This window comes from Methylobacterium sp. CCH7-A2, from assembly GCF_001557075.1.
Lineage (GTDB): Bacteria > Pseudomonadota > Alphaproteobacteria > Rhizobiales > Beijerinckiaceae > Allobosea > Allobosea massiliensis.
The window spans coordinates 1-24646 of the sequence record NZ_LSKN01000235.1; the positions used below are offsets into that span (position 1 = coordinate 1).

The window sequence follows — 24646 nt, forward strand, 5'->3', positions numbered from 1 at the left end:
AGCGTCAGATGTGTATAAGAGACAGCCCACCAACGGCTTGCCTTCCGGATGGCTGCCCCTCGGGGGTGAGGTGGTGGCAGAGTAAGGGCGGTGTGGGAGGCGGGGATAAACTTCAGTCGTGGATTCGGTTTCGGCGCTTTCTCTTAGCTGTGCGAGCCTGCTAAGAGCGCTATGGTGCGGTTGTCGAGAACCCGGACTCTGAGCGTGCAATGCGAATAGACCAATCCTCCGTCGATATTTCGACCCTTGTCGATAAAGTCCGGCGAAGCGAGATCGATCTACAGCCGAGTTTCCAACGCGGCCAAGTGTGGGCTGAGTCAAAGAAGCGGCGCCTCATCGATACGATTTTGCGGCAATGGTATGTGCCAGCCATTCACATTGTGGTAGTAGATGAATTTGACCGAGAGGAAATTCTTGACGGTCAGCAAAGGCTTAGAGCAATAATCGATTTTATGGAGGATAGATTTACAGTAGACGGTCGCATTGAGCCGGAAGACGAAGAAATAATATCTCTTCACGGTTCATTTTACTCGCAGCTACCTGAAAGAATAAAGTCAAAATTTCGTCGATTTACAATAACTACGGTCAGGCTTAGGGATTTTAATCCAGAGGAACCGGGCGAGCTATTTTTCAGACTGAATCAGCTGACGGCATTGACTGCTGCTGAGCAGCGAAATGCTTTGATAGGGGCGCCTCGTAATCAGGTTCGTGATTTAGTACGCCTTTTAGAAGAACAGATATCAGGCTATGGTATCGGTTTTACTAATGCTCGCATGAATTTTGACGACACTATCGCGCGCGTTGCAATTTATCTTGAACTTGGATCTTTAAGTGAGAAGGTTACAGCTAGCGTGCTCGAGAGACGATATAGGGCCGGAAATTCGTTTCCGTCCGGCATTCTAGATCGAATTGCGCGTTCAATATTTGCGATATCTAAATTAATAATTGTAAATAACGTTAGAACTCGGCTTAATAAAGCTAGCTTATTCTCCTGGTTGTATTTTTATTCATATTATGGAGTCGGGCAAAGCGAAGAAGCGCAATCCGATTTTTCGGAGTTTTTTGCTGCATTCGAAGCTGTTCGACTCGGACTGAGTGACACCAGTTGGTTAAAATCTAGGTTGAGTGATAGCGTGGGGGTTCGAACGCTGGAGGTTATTGCTTCGATATTTAACGATCGAGCCTCTTCTCGCGTGAATGATACTGCCTCTGTGGTTTTGAGAGATATGTGCCTTGCTGTTTCTTTCGTTGCTGCTTACCCATCATTCTTAAGGCATTCTCCGACTCTTGGCGATCGGATTGAGGTTGTAAATAGTACTCTGTATATTTTATCGGAATTTCCAAGCGACGTAGCGGAGCGCGCAATGGCGGAGTATCGCTTAGCGCGCCAGTGGGAGTCGCGCCGTGCGATTGGCTGAACTCAATAAACTGCGAGAAGATCTCAGCTCTCGTCACAAAGCAGCGGCTCCATCTATCGAATCGTTTAGAATCAAGAACCTCTCCGGCTTTGCAGATTGTGTTATCAATCCAAAAGGAGGCTTCTTGGTCATCTGCGGTGGAACAGGTGTCGGAAAAACAACGCTGTTGGAGCTACTCTATTCGTCGCTCCGCGGCGAAGATGACCCCGCGCCGAGGAATATGAGTCGATTATCCGGGGCTTTTGCTGAGGTGAATGTCGCGTTTCCAGCTGAAATGAAGGGGGATTACAGAGGGATATTTACATTAGATCAGGCTCCGGCAGGAGTTCAGACGGGAGTCCGTTTTGTGGGACTTGAGGCGAGAACTGCGGAGATTCAGTTTGCGCTTGCGGATGAGGATTTCGACGTACTTAAAGAAGGAGCAGGTCGGAAGTTTTTTGATAGAAGCTTGGTCGATTTGGTTTCTTTGGTTTGCTCTAAGTCTTATGATAGAATTTCATTTTATGAAACAGAGATTGGTGATAGAAACGTGCCAATTTTTGAAGTTGAAATGGATGGCCTGATTTACAATTCAAATTCGATGGCGACAGGGGAGCTTTCTGTATTTTATCTTGCATGGGTTATTTCCACGGCGCCTCCTTATAGTATTCTTATAATTGAAGAACCTGAAGCTCATCTTCCGCCGCTGAGTCATTTTGCAATATTTGGTTTGCTTGCGAGATATACTTTAAAACTTAAGCTGTGTCTTGTTATTTCTACGCACTCTCCCACTATTGCTTCAGAGGTGCCGGATCGTTCGCTGGTTTCGATTCGGCGCGCTGGAAGGCAGTCGATATTGCCTGTTGGCATAGAATCGAAAACAAAGATTTTGGCGCGTCTCGGTCTCCAACCCAGGCGTCAAGCCGTGCTGTTCGTAGAAGATAACCTCGCTCGAGATGTCCTTTACGAGCTAATTGCGGAACATGAAATCAATAGTGCTTGCTTTGTTGAGATCCATGTCTGTATAAACGGTGCTGGTGAGATTAAAACAAGACTTGAGAATATTCCATCAGGACTAACGTCTATATCATTTGTGGGCGTATTGGACGGGGATATGAGGCAGAAATCGGCGAGTTGGAAGACTGCAAATCCGATCGTGTTTTTACCTTTTGTAAAGGAGATGGAAGTTGAATTTTTAGGGATATGCGGTTTGAATTGTGGGGTTGTTTCTGTTCGAAAGACCTGTTTTTCAGGCCGCTGTGGGATAGGCTGCGATCATTCGTAGGCGCGCGTGAACGCTTTTGCTTCGAGTGCTAGCCCGGCGTTGCTGAGAAACGAACAGACGATGGCTACGTCGTCGCTCGTGGGCTTGGCCCGCCATCGCACTGCAGCCGCTCTCAGCGTGGCACTGCGCGGCACCTCGATTGGAGCGGTGCTACGCGGCATGAAGTCGAAGTAGCTCATCGCCATCGCGGCGGCGATGGCGACCGCTCGTAGCGGGCCATGAACCGAGAACGTGTCTAAGCGCTGAGTGTGATATTTTACGAGCACATGCGTCGTGAGGATCAGGACCTTGGAGATCTCTTCGTGGTTTCTCCAGCCATAGTCCATCCAGACATCCGCGGACTCTGTTGGCAGGACGGCCTTTTTGTAGGCGCAGCGCATCGCGGCATCGGCGGCTGCGACGACGTGCTCTTCCGCGATGCCTACGGCAGACGGATCGCCTTCGGTCTCGCCTAACGCGACGTAGGCGTGTTTTCCGATGCCGATGAAGTTGCTGTAGCTCATGTCCTCAGAGGTCACGAGCTGGATTGTGTAAGGGAATGGCACGGGTTTCTTGCCGTAGAAGGCCAGGAGGACCCGCCACGTCATGTCTGCATCGGCCATCGCCTTCGCCTTGGCTTGACAGATGTTCCCTGCACGTCCGGCCCAGGCGAAGCCGATGGATCTTGGATCCAGTCCACGTCCCCTTCCGATGACGACGGTGTATCGGCGGGATGCCGACCCGGATTGGTTCCAGTCGGGATAGTTCGCCATTGAAATTCGAGAACGTGAGATACCTGACGCCCTATGACGAGACGACTTCTTGGCTTGGCAGAGGAGTCTTATCGAGCTCTCGCCAGTCGATGCCGGTGCGCTGTTGCTCATACGCGTACCAGCGCTCGTCGTGCGGCATGCGCAGGCGCCGGAGCGGCTCGGCTTCAACGAACAGCATCCGCCGACGGAATGCCATGGGGCTCTCGGCGAGGAGAAAGGGCTTTTCCGCATCGACTCCAGGAGGGAACCAGGGCTCCTTGAGGAAGCGCTTCTTCTTGTCGACCCAGTCGGGCGGGAGTCCGATCCGCCAGCGGCGCGCGAGATGCTCGCCAGCGGCGCCGATGTAGGCGTCGATGTGGGGTTGCTCCGTCAGGGCTGGCTCCTCGGAGATTCGGGACAAGCGGCTGGCAGCATCCGGATCGGCGTAGAATTCGTCGAGGAACTCGTTGAGCGCGACGACGAGCTTCTGCTCGCCGGTCAGCGTCCTTCTAACGACCTCTTTGAGCGTTCCAGGTCTGCCTGCTGGTATCATGGGGTCTCGTTTCGGTCTCTCTGGCAATGGCGTCTTCGATGCGGGCGATGATCCGGTGGTCGACGCCCTTCACCGTCGGGAAGAAGTTTCTCACGGTCGCGAGCATGCTCTCCTTATCGCACCTCTTCGTGATGCGCATAAGGCTCACGACGTCGTCGCGATCTCGACTTGCCTTCTCGATGTCGTCTCGCTGGGAGATGATCAGCTTCATGGCGAGGATATATTCCGGCGTCGGGAGGTGAACGCGCAGGCCCGGGACGTTGTCGTCGCGAGGATATTCGCCGAACAGCGTCAACTTCGAGGGCGGCCCGACGCGTCCGTTGACCATGTGGGCGATTGCCTCGTTTAGCCAATTCTGAGGCAGGTCTCGCTTCCCCGAGATGGTCTTGGCTGCGTTCGCGATGAACTCGCCTTCCTTCAGGAAAGCCGCGTCTACGTCTTTCGTGACATCGCGGGCGTCTGTGGCGAGCATCAGCGATGCGCCGCCGTAGACGGCGATCTCGCATATGAGGCCGCTATCCCTGGCCATCTGTCCGAGATCGTCGAAGGCCTGTTCAAGGATCTCCGTATTCATTTCAGCAGGCATTATCCGTCTTTCTATGGAGGCCGGCAATCAATCTTGATCCGCGACGATCTTCTCACGATCCTCTCTAAAGTCCATTGGCGACGGATTCTTTGATGGACGAAGCGCCGTAATCGCTAGAGCTCGAACCCGTCGCGCGACCTTGTCGCAGCTTTCTTCCTATGCCGCGCCTCGCGCTCGTTGTACTCGCCAACGAAGTCGTTCATGCGCTCGACGAACTCCTCGATGCTCGGGCCGCGCCAGGGCGCCGGCTTCCATGCCTCGCTGTCGCGGTCCGTGGCCCAGGCCTCCGGCAGGCTGTGGCGCTTCAGCGTCGCGGCTAAGTCTGCCGGATCCGTGATCAGCCGGGCTCGTCCGAGCGTTACGAACCAGGTCCTAGTCCTCTTGACGAGGCCGAGCTTGCCGCTGGCCGGCAACTCAATCCAGCTTCCGAGGCCGTCCATGTACGCAACGGTGGCATCGTCGACGAACCGCGTGCCGAGCTCTTCCACTTCGAAGTCCTCGAGCGGGAAGGCCTCGCGTCGCGCGATGGTGGCCGACAGCGCCATCGTTCCGGCTGGCTTGACGAGGAACGTCGCGATCCGCATCTCGATGTGGAGATCCGGGGCGCTCTCGGTCGGATGCGGCAGGTCCTCCGCCCCGTCCAGGCGCCAGGCCCTGTAGAGGCCGATCAGGTTGCGCGAGCTCGTCGATGTTGGGTTCACAGGGCTCTCCGGGGGTCGGTCCCCAATTTTCTGCCCCTGCTTCCTCTCAGGTTTGGTCCGGGTGGCTGGCGCCCGGTTCCTCCAAAAGCCACGCTGCCAACTCAGTCTGAAATTCGGCTATCGTGCGCCGGCGGTAGGTCGTGGTGGCCGGCACGATCAGCCTCTCGTAGACGACGTCTCGATCCTCGGCGCCGAACACCATGAACGACATTGAATCGTCGTGGCGACGTGGTTTTCGTCGGATCGACGAGCGTCCCTTCACTGTCACCTCCTTGTAGAGGAGGCGAGCCCGCAGCACGTCGAAGCTGTATCCGCGGCCTTGCCGGTCGATCTGTCGGATCGCGGCGTTGACGCCTTCGGTGAAGCCGTTGGTGAAGCGGTGGTCGAAGTAAGCGAGGATCTCAGGCCGCCAGTTCTTGACGATGCTGAGGAGCCCTTCGAAGTCGCCGTCCAGGTGCGATGGGATCTTCCGGAGGCAGTCCCCTAGTAAGCGCGCCGCCTCATCCCGATCGCCGACTTCGTATAGGGCCGAGAGGCGTTCTTTGGTTTCGTAAGCTGCGCGCAGGTCGGGAAACTCGGCGAGCCAAGGCTGGATGCGGTGCCATTCCTCGTCGGTTAGCGATCGCTCCCGCGTGAGCAGGAGGAAGCGCTCGTCCTTCAGCCGGATCTTCTGCTCGTGTTTCAGCCTGCGGCCGGTGCGCTTCCTAATCTCGTCCAGTCCCTTCTGGGCGAAGCGCACAACGTGGAACTTGTCGACGACGACGGGGCGTCCGGGAAAGTGGACGCGCGCGAGGTCATGATAAGGCCGCCACATGTCGGCGACGACGACCTTCACCCGTTCTTTGCCTGGCAAGGCGCCGAGGTAGGGGTCGAGATAGTCCTTAGTGCGGGACGGCAGGAGATCGAAGATCTTCTTTCCCTCAAGGTCGGTCAGGACGCAAAGTGCTCCTTTGAGGTGGATCTCGTCGATTCCGAGCACAGGCGGCGTCTCTCGGCGATCGTTGCGCTCCATCTCCTCGACGAAGTCCTTGAAGACGGCTCGTATCGTGCTCTCGTCGAGACCGACGTCGTCGGCGACGCTGTAATTGGTGTCCTTGAGGCAGCGCTTCACGATGAATTGGCGTAGCCGCTTGGTCATGAGCCGCCCGTCATCCAGGGACGGGATCTTCTCCATCCACGTATGGCCGCACGAGCTGCATTTGAAGCGATTTCGCCGCAGCTTGAGGACGGTTGGCTCGCCGTGCGGGATGTCGCGGAACTCTTGCTCGATCGGTCCGTGCTTATGGACCCATCTCGGCTCTTTGGTGCAGGATGGGCACGCCGGCCGGTCCAGTAGCGACTGGACGACGATCAGCTTCTCATCAGGTTGAGAGAGGACGGTGATCGTCCTGAGATCGGGCAGGCCGAGCATATCGCCCAGCGACGGAATATGGATGTTCATAGGTCGACCATGGCATCATGGGGGTAACCAACGTGCTACCGGGTGTCCCACAGCTCATCCCGCAGATGACCTATCCTTAACGTATCAAATTTTATTTATTCCACGTGACATACCGCATATCCATTTTTAGATTCGGCTGAATCTAGCTTAGCTAATTTTGCCAAACGAATTGGACGAAAGGTCGACAATCTAGAATATTCTTTGTCTTCGACTCAAGGTCAAAATTATCACGATAGGTATAAAAACGTTTCATATAAATTGAGAATGGATGAAATTGCGTTCACTAACCATGCTCTGAAGCATTGGGTTTCTAAAAAAGGCCGTACGCGCGCCATCAAGCGCTTCATGTCTTCTTTGTCTAAGGCTATCGGATTGAATGGTATTTAGTTCTCTATCAAAAAATACATTTTGATATTCTATTATATGAGTATTTGAAAAAATTTAATCTTATTAAGTGCGTGGATCGGTTTGATTTTTTTGCTTTGCTCCGCTGCACGCGATTCAAGGCGAAAAAGGCGCCGCCTCGCGGCGGCGCCCTCGCATCATTAGTGCCTTAGCCCCTCACAGCTTCCCATAGGCCGGCAGGGTCAGGAAATCCTCGAACTGCGGAGCGAGCGAGAGGTCCGAGAACAGCGCGATCGCCTCGGGGAAGCGGCCCTTGTCGTAGGCTTCGGCGCCGAGTTCGGTCTTCACGCGGGCCATCTCCTCGGTGAGGCAGCGCCTGAACAGGTCGGGGGTGACCTTGGTGCCGCCTTCGAGTTCGACGCCGTAGCTGACGAACTGCCAAATCTGGGCGCGGCTGATCTCGGCCGTCGCGGCGTCCTCCATCATATTGTAGATCGGCACCGCGCCGCGGCCGCGCAGCCAGGCCTCGAGATACTGGACGCCGACGCGGATGTTCTCGCGGAAGCCCTCTTCGGTGCGCGTGCCCTGATGGACTTCGAGCAGGTCCTGCGCCGTGACCTGCACATCGTCGCGCTTCTTGTCGAGCTGGTTGGCCTGCGGCATCAGCCGGTCGAAGACCTCCATGGCGACGGGGACGAGGTCGGGATGGGCGACCCAGGTGCCGTCATGCCCGTTGCCGGCCTCGCGCTCCTTGTCGGCCTTGACCTTGGCGAAGGCGGCGGCGTTGGCCTCGGGATTGTTCTTGACCGGGATCTGCGCCGCCATGCCGCCCATGGCGAAGGCGCCGCGGCGGTGGCAGGTCTTGATCAGCAGCAGCGAATAGGCGTTCAGGAAGGCCTTGGTCATCACGACCTGCGAGCGGTCGGGCAGGACATAGGCCGGGTTGCGGGCGAGCTTCTTGATGAAGGAGAAGATGTAGTCCCAGCGGCCGCAGTTCAGGCCGGCCATGTGGTCGCGCAGCTCGTAGAGGATCTCGTCCATCTCGAAGGCGGCCGGCAGCGTCTCGATCAGGACGGTGGCCTTGATCGTGCCGGTCTTCAGACCGAGCGCTCCTTGCGCCGCGACGAAGACGTCGTTCCAGAGGCGCGCCTCGAGATGGCTCTCGAGCTTGGGCAGGTAGAAATAGGGGCCGGAGCCCGCCGCCAGGGCGGCCTTGGCGTTATGGAAGAGATAGAGCCCGAAATCGACCAGCGAGCCCGAGGCCTCCTCTCCATCGATCAGAATATGCCGCTCCGGCAGGTGCCAGCCGCGCGGGCGGATGATCAGCACGGCGGGCTTGGCCGACAGCTTGTAGGCCTTGCCGGTGGTCGGGTCGGTGAAGTCGATCGCGTTTGCCCAGCGGTCCTTCAGGTTGATCTGGCCCTCGACCATGTTGGCCCAGACCGGCGAGGAGGCGTCCTCGAAATCGGCCATGAAGACCTTCGCGCCGCAGTTCAGCGCGTTGACGATCATCTTGCGGTCGACCGGGCCGGTGATCTCGACGCGGCGGTCGAGCAGGTCGGCGGGGATCGGCGCCACCGTCCAGTCGCCCTCGCGGATATGGCGGGTCTCGGCCAGGAAGTCCGGCGTCTCGCCGGCGTCGAAGCGCTTCTGCCGCTCGGCGCGCAGCGCCAGCAGGCGCTTGCGCGTCTCGTTGAAGCGGCGGTGCAGATCGGCGACGAAGGCGAGCGCATCATGGCTCAGCACCTCGTCATAGCGCGCGGCGAGCGCGCCCTTGACGACGACGCCCTTGGGTAGGGTGAGGGAAGCTTCGGTCATGGCTCGCGCTCCGGCTGGCTTGTGCTGGCGCCCCTTATCGCCCGCAAGCATCCTTCACGAAAGAGCGCAAAAAGGTCAGGACCTTTGCCCAAATGGAAAGAATGGGCTGACGTGCCCCATCGAACGACCTGACCATTTTTCATCAAAAGCCGTCCACCAGGGCGATCCCGACAATTCGAGCGATCGGATTCAGCCGGCTGCAACAGAGGCTCCTTCTTGATGGTGGCGGGTATCGGGGGATAGCCATGAGAGTGCCTGCCATGCTGAAGCGGTTGAAATGGCTGAGGCGTCTGCGCTCGGACGAGCGCGGCAATGTGATGGTGATGTTCAGCTTCGCCATGGTCCCGATCATTGGGCTGACGGGCGCGACCATCGACTATTCCCGCGCCAGCGAAGCGCGGATGATGCTGAACTCGGCGGTCGACTCGGCGGCCCTGATGGCGGCGCGCGACGCGACCAAGCTCAGCGACAGCGAATTGCGCGAGCGGATCAACAAGTGGATCGCGGCCAATCTCAGCGGCGAGGCGGCCAAGAGCTTCACCAGTGCCACCATCTCCATCGACCGCACCAACCGCATCATCACGGTGGGCGCCAACCTCGCCGTCGACACCAGCCTGGCGCGGGTGATGGGCCAGAACAGCATCGCGGTGGCGAGCTCGGCCCAGTCGACCTGGGGCACCAATACGATCGAACTGGCGCTGGCGCTCGACAATACGGGCTCGATGGCCTCGTCCGGCAAGATGGACGCGCTGAAGGCCGCCTCGCTCGACCTGATCAAGATCATGAAGGAAGCGACGCTGACGACGGACCAGATCCGCATTTCGGTCGTGCCCTTCGCCACGCAGGTCAAGGTCTCGACCTCGCTGAAGGACGAATCCTGGCTGCGCTTCGACCAGACGCAGACGACCTGGTCCCGCGACCGCTGGGGCAACTGGATCGCCAACACGGTCACAATCAACAAGTCGAGCTGGACCGGCTGCATCAGCGACCGCGACCAGCCCAACGACGTCAAGGACAATGAGTCCGTCTCGGCTTATGCGACGCTGTACCCGGCGGATTTCTGCGCGCAGTCGACGCTGGCGCCGATCACGCCGCTGACATCCGACTGGACGGCCCTGACCAACGCGATCAATGCGATGACTCCGGTGGGGAACACCAACGTCACCATCGGCGCGAACTGGGGCATGGCGACGCTGACGCCGGGCGCACCCTTTACCGGGGCGAAGGCCTTCAACACGCCGCGCCTGCAGAAGTACATGATCCTGCTCACCGACGGCGAGAACACGCAGAACCGCTTCACGACCAATGGCAGCGCAATCGACGATCGCACCAAGCTCGCCTGCCAGAGCGCCAAGGATGCCGGTATCCGCGTGTACACGGTGCGCGTGATCAATGGCGACCGCACCTTGCTGCAGAACTGCGCCAGCACGCCGAGCATGTATTACGAGGTCAGCAACGCCGCGCAGCTCACGCCCGTCTTCCAGCAGATCGCCCGCGAGATCAGCCAGATCCGCCTGACGCAGTGAGCGCCGCGAAGCGCGCGAGGAAGCGCTCCTGCGCGGCCTGGGTGTCGAGCGGCTGCAACAGCACGGTTACCGCCCGCGGCAGCGCCTGCGGCCGGCCGAAATAGCGCAGCGCCTCGTCGCGCGAGAAGCCGGCCAGTTCCGTCGCCTCGAGGAAGGCGGCGATGGTGTCGGCCTCCTTGGTCTTGCGCTTCTGCATCGCGGGCGGGGCCGCCGGCAGGCCGAAGCGCAGATGAATGGCGCCGAGGAGGCGCGTCTCCACCGCCTTATAGGCGTCGCCCATTACGAGTTTGAAGGGCGAGATCATGTCGCCGATGACGTATTCCGGCGCGTCATGCAGCAGCGCCATCAGCTTCCAGGCCTGCGACCAATTGGGGTTGAGATGATCGGCGATCGCCTCGACCAGCAGGCTGTGCTGCGCCACCGAAAAGGAGTGCGGCCCTTGCGTCTGGCCATTCCAGCGCGCGACGCGGGCGAGCCCATGGGCGATGTCCTCGATCTCGACATCGAGCGGGGAGGGGTCGAGCAGATCGAGCCGGCGTCCGGACAGCATGCGCTGCCAGGCGCGAGGCGGGGCGGGGGCGCGGGCCATGGTCAGGCGGCGGGCTTGAGGTCGCGCGCCAGGGCGGCGCATTCCTGCCAGCGGAAGCAGCCGGTGAGGTGGTCGTTGACCAGCCCGCAGGCCTCCATGAAGGCGTAGACGATCGTCGGGCCGCAGAAGGTGAAGCCGGCCTTCTTCAACTCCTTCGCCATCGCCTCGGAGATCGCAGTCTGCGTCGGCACCTCGCCTTGCGTGCGGAAGCTGTTCTGCAGGACGCGGCCGTCGAGATGCTTCCAGAGGAAATCCGCGAAGGGCTCGCGCTCGCTGATGGCGAGATAGGCGCGCGCGCTCTTGATCGTGCCCTCGATCTTGCCGCGATGGCGGATGATGCCGGGGTCGGCGAGCAGGCGGGCGACATCGGCTTCCGTGAAGCGCGCGACCTGTTCCGGATCGAAGTTCGCGAAGCCGGCGCGGAAGGCGTCGCGCTTGCGCAGGATGGTGATCCAGGACAGGCCGGCCTGAAAGCCGTCGAGGATCAGCTTCTCCCAGAGCGCGCGGGAGTCGTATTCCGGCACGCCCCATTCGGTGTCGTGATAGGCGAGATAGAGCGGGTCGCTGCCCGGCCAGCGACAGCGGAACTTGCCGTCGGGCCCTGCGATGGCGACGCGCTCCTCGCCGGCAGTGATCGCATCGCTCATGCCGCGGCTCCGAAGCCCGCCTCGCCCGGGAAGGGGAAGCGGATGAAATCCGGCTTCACCAGCGTGAAGGCCATGCCGCCGCCGAGCAGGGGCTCTCCGGCCGCCTGTGCCTCGGCGACACGGTCGAGCCGGAGCAGAGCGAGCGCGCGGCCGTTGGCGCCGGAGCCGATCCGGCCCAGCGGCTTGCCGCCGGCTATCGCCTCGGCGCCGGTCTCGGCCGCGATGCCGCCCTCGAAGACGACCGGCACGACGCGGGTGCGGGCGGTGCCGCGATGCTGCATGCGGGAGACGACCTCTTGGCCGATATAGCAGCCCTTCTTGAAGGAGACGCCGCCGGTCTGGTCGAGCAGCGCCTCATGCGGGAAGGCGTCGCCATAGGCGAAATCGCGCCCGCCCTCGGGGATGCCGAGCGCGACGCGCCGCGCGTGCCAGTCGTCGGCGGGGGCGGTCGCGATCTCGGTGACGGCGTCGCGGTCGATCAGGGCGCGCTGGCCCAGGCCCGGCAGGCGCGGATCGGCATAGACGAGGCCGCTATCGGCCGGTAGCGCGCCGCCATCGGTCGCGGCGACCACGGCTGTCGCCTCCGTGAGGTCGTCCAGCGTCACCTTGGCGCGCAGCTTGTAGAGCTTGAGGCGTTTCATCAGGTCGGCGGTCTGGAGCAGGGGCGTGTCGAGCAGGAAGCCACCGCCCTCGTCCTCGGGGACCGCGACGATGAGAAAATCGCAGATGATCTTGCCCTGCGGTGTCAGCAGCGCGCCATAGCCGGCCTTGTCCGGCGTCACCGCCTCCAGGTCGTTGGTGACGAGGTTCTGCAGGAAGGGGCGAGCCTCCTCGCCGGCGACACGGATGACGCCACGGTCGATCAGATGGGTGACGGGCATGGCATCGGCTCCAGCGGACAGAGGCGATAGGTAGGCGGCTTCGCGCGCGTTCTCAACTCGCCAGCGCCCGTCGTTTCGGCTAATCGCGGTTCATTGCAGACCGACCGGGAGACCCGCCATGCCGCAGACCTTCGACGTGATCCTCAAGGGCGGCACGGTGGTGAACCATGACGGGCGCGTGCAGCGCGACCTCGGCATCACCGGCGGCAAGATCATGGCGCTCGGCGATCTCTCGCGCGCCTCGGCCGGGGAGGTCGTCGATTGCACGGGGCTGCACATCCTGCCTGGCGTGATCGACAGCCAAGTGCATTTTCGCGAGCCGGGGCTCGACCATAAGGAGGATCTCGAGACCGGCTCGCGCGCGGCCGTGCTGGGCGGCGTCACCTGCGTCTTCGAGATGCCCAACACGAATCCCCTGACCACGAGCGAGGCGGCGCTGGCCGACAAGATCGCGCGCGGGCAGCACCGCATGCATTGCGACTTCGCCTTCTGGGTCGGCGGGACGCATGAGAATGTGAAGGACATCCCCGAACTGGAGCGCCTGCCGGGCGCGGCCGGCATCAAGGTCTTCATGGGCTCGTCGACCGGCAACCTGCTGGTCGAGGACGATGAGGGCGTCGCCGCGATCCTGCGCCAGACGCGCCGGCGTGCCGCCTTCCACTCCGAGGACGAGGCCATGCTGCGCGAGCGGATGGGCCTGCGCGTCACGGGCGACCCGGCGAGCCACCCGGTCTGGCGTTCGCCGGAGGTGGCGCTGACCTGCACGCAGCGTCTGGTGCGGATCGCGCATGAGACGGGGGCCAGGGTGCATGTCCTGCACATCTCGACCGGCGACGAGATGCTGTTCCTGAAGGACCACAAGGATGTCGCCACGGTCGAGGTGCTGCCCAACCACCTGACCCTGGTCGCGCCGGACTGCTACGAGCGGCTCGGCACCTATGCCCAGATGAACCCGCCGATCCGCGACGACAGTCACCGCCAGCGCATCTGGTGGGGGCTCACACAGGGCATCGTCGACGTGCTCGGCTCCGACCATGCGCCGCACACGCATGAGGAAAAGCACCACGCCTATCCCGCCAGCCATTCCGGCATGCCGGGCGTGCAGACGCTGGTGCCGATCATGCTCGACCATGTGAATGCCGGCCGCCTGACGCTCGAGCGCTTCGTCGATCTCTCCAGCCACGGGCCGCAGCGCATCTTCGGGATGGAGGGCAAGGGACGCATCGCCGCCGGCTACGACGCCGACCTCACCATCGTCGATCTGAAGCGGCGCGAGACGATCACCAACGCCTGGGGCGCCTCGAAATGCGGCTGGACGCCCTATGACGGCGTCACCGTCACCGGCTGGCCGGTTGGCACCTATGTGCGCGGCCGCAAGGTGATGTGGGAGGCCGAGATCGTGACACCCTCGCAGGGCGAGCCGGCGCGGTTCCTCGAGGCGCTGCCGCGGGGGTGAGGGTTCGCGATTGAACCACTGTCGTCATTGCGGGGCAGGCCGAAGGCCTGAGCCCGGAACCCATGAACACTGTCCATGACGAGACGGGCGGCGATCGCCCCGCCTATTGCTGAACCATCAGCGGATCTGGGTTCCGGGCTCTTCGCTGCGCGAAGCCCCGGAATGACGGTGGAGGTTCACCCAAGCGTCACCGTCTCGGTAATGCGCCAGTCGGCTATGGGCACGTCCTGGCCCGACGTCACCACACAGAGGCGGTCGAAGCGGATCGGGCGGCCGGTGAGCGCGGTCGACACCTGCGCGGCGGCCTCCGCTTTCGGGCCGGCGGGGACCGGGCCGTAGAGCAGCGAGACATGCGGCAGGAAGGGCTCGCGCGCCTGCGGGTCGAGCCGCTGCTTGAGCGCGGCCAGCGGGGCCGACACGGCAAAGCGCGCATAGAAGGAGCGGAAGAAAGTCTCGCTCGTCTCGATCCCCAGCACCTCCCCGGAGAAAGCCGCGACCTCGTCGGCTGCGGCTGCGGCTGCGATCTCGGTCGCGAGCTGCGTCACCGGCCTGTCGGTATCGCCTGCGATGGTGAGGTGTGGCGTGAAGAGGGGCGTGCCGAAGCGGGCGGAGAGATCGGCGAGGACGCTCGCGAGCCGGGCGCCGTCTTCGGCCGCGGGCATGAGCCAGAGGGAGTGGATCGGGGCTGTCATCAGAGCTTCATAAACCTATTGCACACGGTCCGACACAGACGTTATGTTTGCTCCAAGCGTATCGGAAATGGAAGGTTCATTCCATTTCAGCCGAGCAAAATGCGCGTTTAGGGAGATGGCACCGTGCCAACCGACATGCCCAACGGGCCGCGCAGCGGCGCGTCGATCGCCGTGCGCGACCTGAAAGTCGCCTATGGCGGCACGCGGGTGCTGCATGGCGTCAGCCTGGATTTCGAGCCGGGCAGCTTCACTGCGCTGCTGGGCTCTTCTGGTTGCGGCAAGACCACTCTGCTGCGCGCCCTGTCGGGCTTCGTGCCGGTCGAGTCCGGCGCGATCCTGGTCGGTGGGCAGGACGTCGCCCCGTTGCCGCCCGAGAAGCGCGGCATGGCGATGGTTTTCCAGTCCTATGCGCTGTGGCCGCACATGACCGTGCTGCAGAACATGGGCTACGGGCTGAAGCTGCGCGGCGTGCCGAAGGCGCAGATCGCGGCCAAGGTCGGCGCGCTGCTCGCGATGCTCGGCCTTTCCGGCTATGAGGACCGCAAGGTCACGGCGCTGTCGGGCGGGCAGCGCCAGCGCGTCGCGCTCGGCCGGGCGCTGGCCATCGACCCCGGTATCCTCCTGCTCGACGAGCCGCTCTCCAATCTCGACGCCAAAATCCGCATGGTGATGCGCCACGAGATCCGCGCCATTCAGCAGCGGCTCGGGCTCACCGCGGTCCATGTCACGCATGACCGCGAGGAGGCCATGACCATGGCCGACCGGCTGGTGATCATGCAGGCGGGGCGCGTCGCCCAGGTCGGCACGCCGGAGGAGGTCTATGACCGTCCGGCCAGCGCCTTCGTCGCCAATTTCATGGGCGCGGAGAACGTTCTGCCGCTGCATGTGGCGCGCGCCGAGGGCGGCGCCTCTGTCATCGCCGGCACGGCGATGGCGCGGCTCGCGCCGGAGGCAGCCCAGGCGCTGCCGGCCGGCGAGGCGGTCGCCTATTTCCGCGACGATGTCGCCAGGCTCGACGCCAGCGACGCAGCGGCGGGCGGGGATCTGCTGGTCCCCGCCACAATCGCTGCGCGCGCCTATCCGGGCGGGGTCTATCGCTACCGGGTCGAGGCCGCCGGCCGCCAGATCACGGTCGACGACGCCGACCGCCACGAACTCGGAACCACGATCGGCCTGCGCATCCCGCTGCAGCGCCTGCACATCTTCCCGGCGTCCGAGGCCGGGATCGCCGCCTGACGTCCCACCACAGGAGTCTCCCATGCGCATCCTCACGATTGCCTGCTCGCTCGCGGCGCTGATGGCGGCATCCCCGCTTTCGGCCCAGACCCTCAACGTCGCCTCGGCCGGCGACCAGAACATGGTCGACTACGTCAAGGACTTCCTCGGCCCGATGTTCGAGAAGGCCAATCCCGGCGTGAAGGTCGTCTCGGTCGGGACCGGCGCGGGCGATTCCGGCTCGCAGAAGATCTACGAGAAGCTCGACGCCCAGAAGGGCTCGGCGACGACCGATTTCGACGTCGTCGTGATCCACCAGAAGGCCGCCGGCCAGATGGTCAGGGAAGGGCTGCTCGACAAATACACCGCCAATGTCCCGACGGCGAAGCTCGCCACCGGCGAGGCGGCCAAAAATGCGCTCGGCACCGACGTCTCGGGCTATGTCATCCCGATGTTCCAGTCGCAGACGGCGCTCGCCTACAATGCCGACATGGTCAAGACGCCGCCCTCGACCTTCGCCGAGCTGGCGGAGTGGGCGAAGAAGAACCCGAAACAGTTCGGCTATAACGGCATCAAGGGCGGCATGTCCGGCGTCTCCTTCGTCGCCGGCTGGGTCTACGCCTTCGGCGGCGACGCCGAGAAGCTGATGAAGGGCCCCTATGACGCTGCCACCAAGACGACTTGGGACAAGGCCTTCGCCGATCTCAAGGAGTTCAACAAGAACGCCACGATCACCCCCGGCAATGCCGGCACGCTCGACATGCTCAACCGTGGCGAGATCGCGATCGGCCCGGTCTGGGTCGACATGTTCTATTCCTGGCAGGCCGACGGCAAGCTGCCGCCGAACATGAAGCTGAAGCTGATCTCGCCCGGCATGCCCGGCCAGCCGATGTACTATGCCGTGCCCGCCAAGGCCGGCCAGAAGAAGCTGGCCGAGGCCTTCATCGCGCTCGCCACCTCGCCGCAGGTCCAGGCCGACGGCATCGTCAAGAAGTTCAACTGGTATCCGGGCATCGACGCCGCCAACCTCGAGGGCAAGCTCGACAAGGCCGCCTGGGACAAGCTCTTCGTCGACGTCACCCCGGCCGACCTCGCCAAGAACGGCAAGGCCTTCCCGATCGCGCCCTACTTCAACGACATCCTCGAGGGCTACGAGAAGAAGGTCGCGAACTGAGACGGCATCCCACGCCACGTCATTCTCGGGCGAAGCGCAGCGCAGACCCGAGAATCTCGGCCTCTAGCCCGCTGGTCTGAGAGATGGTCGGGTCAAGCCCGACCATGACGCAAGCCTCCGTCCCGGCTCGATGCCGGGCCGCTCCTCCTTCGAAAAGCGCAGTGGAATGAGCCTCTCCCAACGCCATCTGGCGCTGCTGCTGATCACGCCCGGCCTCGTGCTTGTCGCGGCGCTGTTTCTGTATCCGCTCGGCTTCTCGCTGATCTCCGCCTTCAGCAAGGACGGCGCGTTCACGCTGGAGTGGTTCGCCAAGGCGTTCGAGCTCTACTCGACCGACATGGTCTTCACGGTGGTGATCGTGCTCACCTCCTGCGCGCTGACGGCGCTGGCCGCCATCATCATCGCCGGCACGCTGACGCTGGGCGAGAACCGCTACATCGTCGGCACGCTGAAGGCGCTCTATCGCTGGCCGCTGTTCATTCCCTTCATCGTCGCGGCGCAGTGCATGCGCACCTTCCTCGCCAAGAACGGGCTGATGAACAACAGCTTCGTCTCGCTGGGGCTGATGGAGCCGCTGCAGGCGGTGAGCTATCTCGACTGGCGCGGCATCATCGCCACCTTCGTCTGGAAGCAGACGCCCTTCGTGGCGCTGCTGCTGGCGGGGGCCCTCGCCTCGATCGACCGGGCAACGCTGGAGGCCGGCCGCAATCTCGGCGCCTCGCGGCTGCGGGTGCTGATCGAACTCGCGCTGCCGCAGGTCATGCAGACGCTGCTGGTCGCGCTCGTGCTCTCCTTCGTGACGATGCTCTCGGTGCTGTCGGTCCCGCTGATGGTCTCGGGCTCGCAGCCGACCATGCTGACCGTCGACATGGCCTTCCGCATCAACGCCTATGGCGACTACGCCACCGCCAATGCGCTCGGCGTCATCACCTATCTGATCAGCGCGGGGGCCGCGATCCTGTATCTGCGCCGCGGCCTGTCGCAGGAGGCGCCGCGATGACGAGACTGGCCTCCTCCGCCCGCACGGTCCTGGCCGCGAGCCTGCTCGCCGCCTTCGCCTTCGTCCTGATCGGGCCGATCCTGAACCTCGCGCTCTGGTCCGTCGCCGAGCGCTGGTACACGCCATACAAGCTGCCGGTGACCTATGGCACGCGCTATTGGGAGCAGGTCTTCCGGCCGACGGGCGACGCCATGGCCTCGCTCGGCACCAGCGTCTGGATCGCGGTGCTGACGGTGCTGTTTGCGCTCGCCCTGTCGATTCCCGCCGGCTATGCGCTGGCGCGCTTGAGGCTGCCGATGCGGGCGCTGTTCATGCTGATGTTCCTGCTGCCGCAGGCGTTTCCGTCGGTGGCGATCTACATCAACGTCGCCCGGATCTTCTACCAGCTCGGCATCAACGGCACGGTGCTGGCGGTGGTGCTGGTCCATGCCGCGCATGGGCTGGTGTTCTCGGTCTGGATCGCGGCGGCGGCCTTTGCCGCGGTCGACAAGGATCTCGAACTGGCGGCGCGCAACATGGGCGCCTCGCCGCTGCGGGCCTTCTTCACCGTGACGCTGCCGCTGGCGGCGCCGGGCATCATCGCGAGCGGCATCTTCGTGTTCCTGGAGTCGCTCGACGAGTTCACCGGGACCTTCTTCGTCGGCGTGCCGCAGGTCACGACGCTGCCGCTGCTGCTCTACAATGCGGCGATGGGCGGCAACTATCAGGTCGCCTCGATCACGGCGCTGATCCTGCTCGTGCCCTCGGTGCTGTTCATGCTGTTCATCGAGCGCTTCCTGCGGGCCGACGTGCTCGCCAAGGTCGGGACGTGAGGGGCGGGCTTTCGCGGATCGCGGCTACAGGGTCTTAAGCTTCGCGCCCTTATCGTCGGTCTCGGCCCCTGCGGCCGGAAGGGCCAGCGGAGCGGCATGTCGATCACGGCGGGCGAGACGAAGGGCGGCGAGGGCGCGATCGATCCGCGCGCGGCGCAGGCTCGTGCGCGGGCGATTGCCGCCTTCCTCTCGGGCTTCGGGCTGTTCCTGCTGCTGCTGACGCTGCAGCCCTTTGCCGGGCCGCCGCAGACGCTCGAAGGCGAGTCGAGCGGCAACATCGTCAACCAGATCGGCTATGTCACGCTCGCGCTGATCTATGGCGGCGCGATGGCGGCGTTCTGCGAGCGGGCGGCGCTGGCGCGGCTGGGGACGAGCAGCCTGATTATCGTCTTCGCGGTCGCGGCGTTCTCGCTGCCGCAGGCGGTCGATTCCGAGGCTTCCTTCCGGGCGCTGCTGCTGGCGAGCTTCGCCATGGTGCTGGTCGCCGGCGTGCTGCTGCTGCCCTGGAGCGAGCAGAGCTTCGCCACCGCGGCGGCGCATGCGACGCTGGCGCTGCTCGCTCTGGTCTATGCCGCGCTGCTGCTGGCGCCGTCGCTGGCGATCCATGGTTCGGAAGGTGTCGAGGGCGTGCATGCCGGCCACTGGCGCGGGCATCTCACGCACAAGAACTACGCCGCCCCGGTGTTCTCGATGGTGGCGATGATCGGGATCTATGTCTGGCGCATGGGGCTGCGCTGGCGCGGCGCGGCGATCGTGCTGCTCAGCGTCGTCTTCGTGCTCAACAGCGGGTCGAAGACGACGATGGGGTTCCTGCCGATCGCGATCGGGCTCGTGCTGCTGGCGCGCCTGACGGGGCGGCCGCGGCTGATGCTGATCATGCATGCCTGCATGGTGCTGCTGGTCGGCGCTCTGACGGTGGGCACCGTGTTCTCGCCGGCGCTGCTCAAGCTTTCCGCGGCGATCAACGCCGACCCGACCTTCACCGGGCGCGACGAGATCTGGAAATTCGCCGCCGCCAAGATCGCCGAGAAGCCCTGGCTCGGCTATGGCTATGTCAGTTTCTGGCAGACGCCGGTGGTGACCCGGCTGGAGGAGAACTTCGAGGCGAGCTGGGACATCCGCGGCATCGGCTCCGGCCATAACAGCTATCTCGACGCGCTGCTGATGTTCGGCGTCCCCGGCGGTCTGGTGATGATCTATGTGCTGATGATCAAGCCGCTGGGGAATTATCTCGCCGCGCAGGCCGACCCGCAGCGCCGCCGCCTCGCCGATCTCGGAGCGATGATGGTGATGTTCCTGACCTATGTCGGGATGCTCGAATCCTTCTTCCTCAACCGGGCCGAGCCGATCTGGCTGCTGGCGGCCTTCTCCGTCCTGACACTGGAACTCACCAGCCGGATGGGCGTGCGACAGGGCTGAGGCCGCAGTCGCTGCACCGGCTTCAGCGCGCGGCCGCGGGTGCGATGGTCTCGGCGGTCGGGCCGGCCGCCGGCATGACGATGCGTCGCTTCAGCCTCAGGAAGGGCTTCTCGACGTAGAGCCAGGACAGCAGCGCGAAGATGATCGTCAGGGGCAGCGAGGCGGCGAAGAGCAGCGCTCCGGAGCCGTGGAGGATGGCGAATTTGGCGATCAGCGCCTGCTGGATCGGGAAGCCGTAGAGATAGATGCCATAGGAAATGTCGAGGCGGTTGATCGACGTCGGCAACTGCAGCGGCAGCAGGCCGATATAGATCACGCAATAGGTCAGGAACGGCGCCACGAGGAAGCCCAGTTCGCGATCGCCCGCCATCAGCAGCATCGCCGCAGCGAGAGCGCCAAGGAAGAGCAGCCAGTGCATCTTCAACGCGTCCCGCCACTGGTAGAAGACGCAGCCAGCGAGGAAATGGAGCACGGCCACCGACCAATGGTAGTTGCCGGGCTGGGCCCCGAAGCCGAAGCGATAGGCGGCCGCCGTTCCGGCACAGGCGAGGCCGAGCAGCCCGAAGGGCAGCAGCAGCCGGTGGCGCAGCACGCCGACGCCGATCATCAGCGCCATCAGGATGTAGCAGTAGAATTCCGGCTTCAGGGTCCAGAGGTTCTGGTTGACCGTGTTGGGCAGGGGATTGGTTTCGAAGACGCCCGGCAGCTCGAAGCGGATGCGGCCGACGATGTTGCCGAAATACTCGATGAAACGGATGTCGCGGACATAGTCGATCAAGGGATAGGTGGTGAAGAGCGGCCCCAGAACGATCGCCGAGAGCGAGACCTCGACCAGCAGGGCCGGCGCGATCCGCAAAATGCGCAGACCGAGGAAGGGCGTCACGGCCGCAACGCGGACGGCGCTGCCGGTGACGAGAAACCCGCTCAGCGCAAAGAAGGCCGGAACCAGGCTGAGCAGGAGGATGCCTTTTAGGCCGGTCCAGTCCTGGCTGACGTCGGCGCCCGCAATCCAGCCGGAATGGGCCGCGAGGATCAGGATCGAGAGGTAGAGGCGCAGCGCGTTGAAGCCCGGACCTTCGCCGCGATGGGCACGCAGGATGTCGCCTGCACTCGGAGCCGGACGGCTGGAGCCGATCATGTCAGGAAAAACTCCGCCGATCGGCGCGGGATGGTTAACGCCGTCTTAACGTTGTGCACGGCGACAGGGTGAAAGCCCACCGCCGATCGGCTTTATGGTTAACGGAGGGCCTCCGCCCGCGGGCCGGTGACCCCGGTTCCGTGCTTGCGGCAGGGCCTCCATCGCCGCACACTCGCGCGGCATGAAACTTGTGTCCGGCGGAGGGACCGCGCGGTCGCGTCTGCGCCAGGAAGCCTTCATGAGCTACGATCTCGTCATCGCCGGCGGCACGGTCGCCACCGCCTCCGACACCTTCTCCTGCGATATCGGGGTGCGCGACGGGACGATCGTGGCGCTGGGGCATGATCTCGGGCCGGCCAAGGAGACCATCGACGCCACCGGCCATCTCGTCCTGCCCGGCGGTATCGACAGCCATGTCCACATCGCCCAGCCGAGCGGCGAGGGCATCGTCATGGCCGACGATTTCGCCTCGGGCACGCTCTCGGCCGCCTTTGGCGGCAACACCACGGTGATGCCGTTCTGCATGCAGGAGAAGGGCACGTCCCTGCGCCAGACGGTGAAGGACTATCACAAGCTGGCGGAGGGGCGCTGCTACACCGACGTCTCCTTCCACCTCGTCATCTCCGAGCCGAGCGAGCAGGTGCTGGGGCAGGATCTGCCGGCGCTGATCGAGGACGGCTACACCTCCTTCAAGGTCTTCATGACCTATGACGGGCTCGCCCTGAACGACCGCGAGATGCTGGAGGTGATGTCGGTGGCGCGCGAGACCGGCGCGCTCGTCATGGTCCATGCCGAGAACTACGACGCGATCCGTTTCCTGACCGACCGGCTGGAGCGGGGCGGCCATATCGCGCCGAAGTTCCACGGCACCTCGCGGCCGATTCCCGTCGAGCGGGAGGCGACGCATCGCGCGATCTCGCTCGCCGAACTCGTCGATGTCCCCGTGATGATCGTCCATGTCTCGAACCGCGAGGCGATGGAGGAGATCGCACGAGCCCGGTCGCGGGGCCTCAAGGTCTATGGCGAGACCTGCCCGCAATATCTCGTGCTGACCGAGAAGGACATGGACGGCCTCAACATGGAGGGCGCGAAATATGTCTGCTCGCCGCCGCCCCGCGACACCGCCAGCCAGCAGGCCTGCTGGGAGGGGTTGTCGAACGGCATCTTCAACGTCTTCTCCTCCGACCACTGTCCGTTCCGCTATGACGACCCGGCCGGCAAGCTGATCCCGAAGGGCAGGACGTCGTTCCGCTGGGTGCCCAATGGCATCCCGGGCGTCGAGACAAGACTGCCGATCCTGTTCTCTGAAGGCGTCGGCAAGGGGCGGATCACGCTGAACCAGTTCGTCGCGCTGTCCTCGACGAACCACGCCAAGACCTATGGGCTGACGAAGAAGGGCTCGATCGCGATCGGCATGGATGCCGACATGGCGATCTGGGACCCGAAGCGCGAGGTCACGATCAGCCAGTCGCTGCTGCACCATGGCAGCGACTACACACCTTATGAGGGCATTGCGGTGACGGGCTGGCCGGTGACCACGATCCTGCGCGGACAGGTGCTGGTGCGCGACGGCCAGCTCGTCGGCAAACCAGGGCAGGGCGGGCATGTCGCGCGCGAGCGCTCGGCTTTGGCCGCGCCCGCTGGCCAGTTGCCGACATCGTTCGCGCCGGCCGGGCGCTACCGGTGACGGAGCTGCCTTAGCCGCGCGAGCGGATCAGCGCCACGCCGCTGGCGACGACGATGGCCGCCCCCAGCAGGGTCGCCACTGTCGGCACCTCGCCGAAGGCGAGATAGCCGATCAGGCAGGCGGCGATGATCTGCGAATAGATCATCGGCGAGATGACCGCGGTCGGCGCGCGGCGGAAGGCCTCGATCAGCAGGAGATGGGCGAGCGTGCCGAAGGCTCCGCCCACCGCCAGCACGCCCCATTCCCAGGGCTCCATCCGCGACCACGACCAGGGCAGGGCGAGCGAGGTCAGCAGGAAGGCGAAGAAGCCGACCTGGAAAAGCATCGCCAACGGGTCTTCATCGGCGGCGATAGCGCGCGTCAGCACGTGATAGCCGGCATTGCACAGCGCCATCGCGAGGGGGAAGATCAGAAAACTCCCGGCGCCCGGTGCCGTCGGCTGCAGCGCGACCATGACGCCGCCAAAGCCGATCAGGATCAGGGCCCAGCGCCTGAGCGATGGGCGCTCCTTCAGGAAGACCATGGCGAGGATGGTCGCGATCAGCGGCGCCGAGAAGGTGATCGCATAGGTCTGGGCCAGCGGCATGGATTTGAGCGCCAGCACGATGAAGACCGTGGTGCCGACCAAGGCCGCGCCGCGGCCAAGCTGGATGACGGGATGGCGCGTCACCAGCATCCGGCGCGCGCCGAAGAGCGGCATGACGGCGACCAGATAGATGACCTGGAAGAGGTTGCGGCCCCAGGCGAGGAACAGCACGTCATGCCGTGCCGCGAGTGCCTTCAGGATCGAATCGAGGCTGACGAAGCAGAAGGTCGACACCACCATCAGCGCGGCACCGATAAGGATGTCGCGCCGGGCTTTGGTGGCGGCTGCGCTCTCCGCCTCAGACAAGGGCGACCTGCCGGGGCAACGCAGCTTTCGCGAGCGGAGAGATCATCGAGCGGCGCGTTCCTAGCGGCGTCTCATCGGCACCACAGATCCAAGCGGATGGCCAGAGCCATGCCGTGGGGGTGGCCCTGCTGCGCCTGCGCATCGGCTCCAACAAAAAGCGCCCCGGCGAGCCGGGGCGCGAGGCAGTCGGGAGGTTTGTGGCCGGGACTTACTTCTTCTTGCCGTCCGGGCCGAACTGCTTGAGATAGGCGATCAGATTGGTGATCTGGGCATCGTCCTTGAGGCCCGGATAGATCATCTTGGTGCCGGGCGTGACGCCGCGCGGATCCTTGATGTAGACGCGGAAATTGTCCTCGTTCCAGACCTTGTCGAGCGACTTGTAGGCCGCCGAATAGGTATAGCCGGGATGCGTCCCGGCCTTTCGGTTGTCGAACAGCCCGTTCAGCACGGGGCCGACGGCGTTCTTGGCCGTTTCGCCGACCTGATGACAGGTCCGGCACTGGAGGAAGACCTTCTCGCCGGCGGCGACATCCTGTGCCTGGGCGGTGGCGGGCAGGAGTGAGAGGAAACCGGCTGCGGCTGCGTAGGCAAGCTGTCTCATGGCGTGTGACCTTTCCGAGACTTCGTCCAATTCCAACGAAGACGATACGCGCGAAAAGGT

At 63.3% G+C, this 24646-nt stretch carries 23 protein-coding genes; 10 read left to right on the forward strand and 13 right to left on the reverse strand.

Annotation, left to right across the window (positions count from 1 at the left end):
- The first annotated feature begins 209 nt into the window (after positions 1-209).
- Positions 210-1418 carry a DUF262 domain-containing protein gene (locus AX750_RS25630; protein ID WP_082735147.1) on the forward strand — a complete coding sequence of 403 codons (1209 nt, stop codon included), beginning with the start codon at positions 210-212 and terminating at the stop codon, positions 1416-1418.
- A complete protein-coding gene (locus tag AX750_RS25635) occupies positions 1411-2682 on the forward strand; it encodes an AAA family ATPase (protein WP_197426636.1) in 1272 nt (423 codons plus the stop codon). The genes AX750_RS25630 and AX750_RS25635 overlap by 8 nt, the downstream gene beginning before the upstream one ends.
- Here the strand turns inward: AX750_RS25635 and AX750_RS17255 are convergent.
- The 6 genes from AX750_RS17255 to aceB form a co-directional block, all read right to left on the reverse strand.
- A complete protein-coding gene (locus AX750_RS17255) occupies positions 2673-3284 on the reverse strand; it encodes a hypothetical protein (protein WP_066721597.1) in 612 nt (203 codons plus the stop codon). The genes AX750_RS25635 and AX750_RS17255 overlap by 10 nt on opposite strands.
- A gap of 181 nt (positions 3285-3465) precedes the next feature.
- The gene (locus tag AX750_RS17260) at positions 3466-3966 is read right to left on the reverse strand and encodes a hypothetical protein (protein ID WP_066721595.1); all 501 of its coding nucleotides are present in this window, start codon (positions 3964-3966) and stop codon (positions 3466-3468) included.
- Positions 3923-4540, reverse strand: coding sequence for a hypothetical protein (locus AX750_RS17265; RefSeq protein ID WP_066721592.1), 618 nt, complete (start codon positions 4538-4540; stop codon positions 3923-3925). Before AX750_RS17265 ends, AX750_RS17260 begins: the two co-directional genes overlap by 44 nt.
- A gap of 125 nt (positions 4541-4665) precedes the next feature.
- On the reverse strand, positions 4666-5253 hold the full coding sequence (locus AX750_RS17270) for a hypothetical protein (RefSeq protein ID WP_066721590.1): 588 nt from the start codon (positions 5251-5253) through the stop codon (positions 4666-4668).
- 46 nt (positions 5254-5299) lie between these two features.
- Positions 5300-6694 (reverse strand): ISL3 family transposase, encoded by a 1395-nt coding sequence (locus AX750_RS17275; protein ID WP_066721588.1) that lies wholly within the window; start codon positions 6692-6694, stop codon positions 5300-5302.
- Positions 6695-7255: 561 nt separating this feature from the next.
- Positions 7256-8857, reverse strand: a complete 1602-nt coding sequence (aceB, locus tag AX750_RS17280; protein ID WP_066721587.1) for a malate synthase A — start codon at positions 8855-8857, stop codon at positions 7256-7258.
- Between the two features lie 245 nt (positions 8858-9102).
- Between aceB and AX750_RS17285 the strand changes: the two genes are divergently transcribed.
- Positions 9103-10383 carry a pilus assembly protein gene (locus tag AX750_RS17285; RefSeq protein ID WP_082735145.1) on the forward strand — a complete coding sequence of 427 codons (1281 nt, stop codon included), beginning with the start codon at positions 9103-9105 and terminating at the stop codon, positions 10381-10383.
- Here the strand turns inward: AX750_RS17285 and AX750_RS17290 are convergent.
- Genes AX750_RS17290 through AX750_RS17300 form a run of 3 tightly spaced genes read right to left on the reverse strand, consistent with a single transcriptional unit; the run spans position 10358 to position 12500 of the window.
- Positions 10358-10972, reverse strand: a complete 615-nt coding sequence (locus AX750_RS17290; RefSeq protein ID WP_066721583.1) for an HD family hydrolase — start codon at positions 10970-10972, stop codon at positions 10358-10360. The genes AX750_RS17285 and AX750_RS17290 overlap by 26 nt on opposite strands.
- Before the next feature lie 2 nt (positions 10973-10974).
- Positions 10975-11619, reverse strand: coding sequence for a DNA-3-methyladenine glycosylase I (locus AX750_RS17295; protein WP_082735144.1), 645 nt, complete (start codon positions 11617-11619; stop codon positions 10975-10977).
- Positions 11616-12500, reverse strand: a complete 885-nt coding sequence (locus AX750_RS17300) for a folate-binding protein YgfZ (RefSeq protein ID WP_066721581.1) — start codon at positions 12498-12500, stop codon at positions 11616-11618. The genes AX750_RS17295 and AX750_RS17300 overlap by 4 nt, the downstream gene beginning before the upstream one ends.
- Before the next feature lie 118 nt (positions 12501-12618).
- Between AX750_RS17300 and AX750_RS17305 the strand changes: the two genes are divergently transcribed.
- Positions 12619-13956, forward strand: a complete 1338-nt coding sequence (locus AX750_RS17305) for a dihydroorotase (RefSeq protein ID WP_066721579.1) — start codon at positions 12619-12621, stop codon at positions 13954-13956.
- A gap of 176 nt (positions 13957-14132) precedes the next feature.
- Here AX750_RS17305 and AX750_RS17310 read toward each other — a convergent pair whose 3' ends face one another.
- Positions 14133-14648 (reverse strand): hypothetical protein, encoded by a 516-nt coding sequence (locus AX750_RS17310; RefSeq protein ID WP_066721578.1) that lies wholly within the window; start codon positions 14646-14648, stop codon positions 14133-14135.
- 123 nt (positions 14649-14771) lie between these two features.
- Here AX750_RS17310 and AX750_RS17315 point away from each other — a divergent pair, with 123 nt between their 5' ends.
- From AX750_RS17315 to AX750_RS17335, 5 genes are all read left to right on the forward strand, one after another.
- Entirely contained in the window at positions 14772-15884 is a 1113-nt protein-coding gene (locus tag AX750_RS17315; RefSeq protein ID WP_245282427.1) for an ABC transporter ATP-binding protein, read from the forward strand.
- Positions 15885-15906: 22 nt separating this feature from the next.
- Complete coding sequence (locus AX750_RS17320) at positions 15907-17037, forward strand: extracellular solute-binding protein (protein WP_066721573.1); 1131 nt, start codon at positions 15907-15909, stop codon at positions 17035-17037.
- A 166-nt stretch (positions 17038-17203) separates the two neighbouring features.
- Positions 17204-18037 carry an ABC transporter permease subunit gene (locus AX750_RS17325; RefSeq protein WP_066721571.1) on the forward strand — a complete coding sequence of 278 codons (834 nt, stop codon included), beginning with the start codon at positions 17204-17206 and terminating at the stop codon, positions 18035-18037.
- Positions 18034-18849, forward strand: coding sequence for an ABC transporter permease subunit (locus AX750_RS17330; RefSeq protein WP_066721568.1), 816 nt, complete (start codon positions 18034-18036; stop codon positions 18847-18849). Before AX750_RS17325 ends, AX750_RS17330 begins: the two co-directional genes overlap by 4 nt.
- A 96-nt stretch (positions 18850-18945) precedes the next feature.
- Positions 18946-20268, forward strand: a complete 1323-nt coding sequence (locus AX750_RS17335) for an O-antigen ligase (protein ID WP_066721567.1) — start codon at positions 18946-18948, stop codon at positions 20266-20268.
- A 22-nt stretch (positions 20269-20290) separates the two neighbouring features.
- Here the strand turns inward: AX750_RS17335 and AX750_RS17340 are convergent, their stop codons facing one another.
- Positions 20291-21406 carry an acyltransferase gene (locus AX750_RS17340; RefSeq protein ID WP_066721566.1) on the reverse strand — a complete coding sequence of 372 codons (1116 nt, stop codon included), beginning with the start codon at positions 21404-21406 and terminating at the stop codon, positions 20291-20293.
- A gap of 238 nt (positions 21407-21644) precedes the next feature.
- On the opposite strand from AX750_RS17340, the gene hydA reads away from it, so the two are divergent.
- Positions 21645-23093: a dihydropyrimidinase gene (gene hydA, locus AX750_RS17345; protein ID WP_066721564.1), complete on the forward strand. Its 1449-nt coding sequence runs from the start codon at positions 21645-21647 to the stop codon at positions 23091-23093.
- Positions 23094-23103: 10 nt separating this feature from the next.
- Here hydA and AX750_RS17350 read toward each other — a convergent pair whose 3' ends face one another.
- Both AX750_RS17350 and AX750_RS17355 read right to left on the reverse strand, forming a co-directional pair.
- Positions 23104-23985, reverse strand: coding sequence for a DMT family transporter (locus AX750_RS17350; protein WP_066721562.1), 882 nt, complete (start codon positions 23983-23985; stop codon positions 23104-23106).
- A gap of 208 nt (positions 23986-24193) precedes the next feature.
- Positions 24194-24586 carry a cytochrome c family protein gene (locus tag AX750_RS17355; RefSeq protein WP_066721560.1) on the reverse strand — a complete coding sequence of 131 codons (393 nt, stop codon included), beginning with the start codon at positions 24584-24586 and terminating at the stop codon, positions 24194-24196.
- Positions 24587-24646: the final 60 nt, after the last annotated feature.

Excerpts from the sequence above, each read along its gene's own strand:
- AX750_RS17340 (WP_066721566.1), bottom strand. The coding sequence starts at position 21,406 with ATGATCGGCTCCAGCCGTCCGGCTCCGAGTGCAGGCGACATCCTGCGT.
- AX750_RS17265 (WP_066721592.1), bottom strand. The coding sequence starts at position 4,540 with ATGAATACGGAGATCCTTGAACAGGCCTTCGACGATCTCGGACAGATG.
- AX750_RS17295 (WP_082735144.1), bottom strand. The coding sequence starts at position 11,619 with ATGAGCGATGCGATCACTGCCGGCGAGGAGCGCGTCGCCATCGCAGGG.
- aceB (WP_066721587.1), bottom strand. The coding sequence starts at position 8,857 with ATGACCGAAGCTTCCCTCACCCTACCCAAGGGCGTCGTCGTCAAGGGC.
- AX750_RS17355 (WP_066721560.1), bottom strand. The coding sequence starts at position 24,586 with ATGAGACAGCTTGCCTACGCAGCCGCAGCCGGTTTCCTCTCACTCCTG.
- AX750_RS17300 (WP_066721581.1), bottom strand. The coding sequence starts at position 12,500 with ATGCCCGTCACCCATCTGATCGACCGTGGCGTCATCCGTGTCGCCGGC.
- AX750_RS17260 (WP_066721595.1), bottom strand. The coding sequence starts at position 3,966 with ATGATACCAGCAGGCAGACCTGGAACGCTCAAAGAGGTCGTTAGAAGG.
- AX750_RS17330 (WP_066721568.1), top strand. The coding sequence starts at position 18,034 with ATGACGAGACTGGCCTCCTCCGCCCGCACGGTCCTGGCCGCGAGCCTG.
- AX750_RS25630 (WP_082735147.1), top strand. The coding sequence starts at position 210 with ATGCGAATAGACCAATCCTCCGTCGATATTTCGACCCTTGTCGATAAA.
- AX750_RS17335 (WP_066721567.1), top strand. The coding sequence starts at position 18,946 with ATGTCGATCACGGCGGGCGAGACGAAGGGCGGCGAGGGCGCGATCGAT.
- AX750_RS17320 (WP_066721573.1), top strand. The coding sequence starts at position 15,907 with ATGCGCATCCTCACGATTGCCTGCTCGCTCGCGGCGCTGATGGCGGCA.
- AX750_RS17285 (WP_082735145.1), top strand. The coding sequence starts at position 9,103 with ATGAGAGTGCCTGCCATGCTGAAGCGGTTGAAATGGCTGAGGCGTCTG.
- AX750_RS17290 (WP_066721583.1), bottom strand. The coding sequence starts at position 10,972 with ATGGCCCGCGCCCCCGCCCCGCCTCGCGCCTGGCAGCGCATGCTGTCC.
- AX750_RS17305 (WP_066721579.1), top strand. The coding sequence starts at position 12,619 with ATGCCGCAGACCTTCGACGTGATCCTCAAGGGCGGCACGGTGGTGAAC.
- AX750_RS17310 (WP_066721578.1), bottom strand. The coding sequence starts at position 14,648 with ATGACAGCCCCGATCCACTCCCTCTGGCTCATGCCCGCGGCCGAAGAC.
- AX750_RS17325 (WP_066721571.1), top strand. The coding sequence starts at position 17,204 with ATGAGCCTCTCCCAACGCCATCTGGCGCTGCTGCTGATCACGCCCGGC.
- AX750_RS17255 (WP_066721597.1), bottom strand. The coding sequence starts at position 3,284 with ATGGCCGATGCAGACATGACGTGGCGGGTCCTCCTGGCCTTCTACGGC.
- AX750_RS17275 (WP_066721588.1), bottom strand. The coding sequence starts at position 6,694 with ATGAACATCCATATTCCGTCGCTGGGCGATATGCTCGGCCTGCCCGAT.
- hydA (WP_066721564.1), top strand. The coding sequence starts at position 21,645 with ATGAGCTACGATCTCGTCATCGCCGGCGGCACGGTCGCCACCGCCTCC.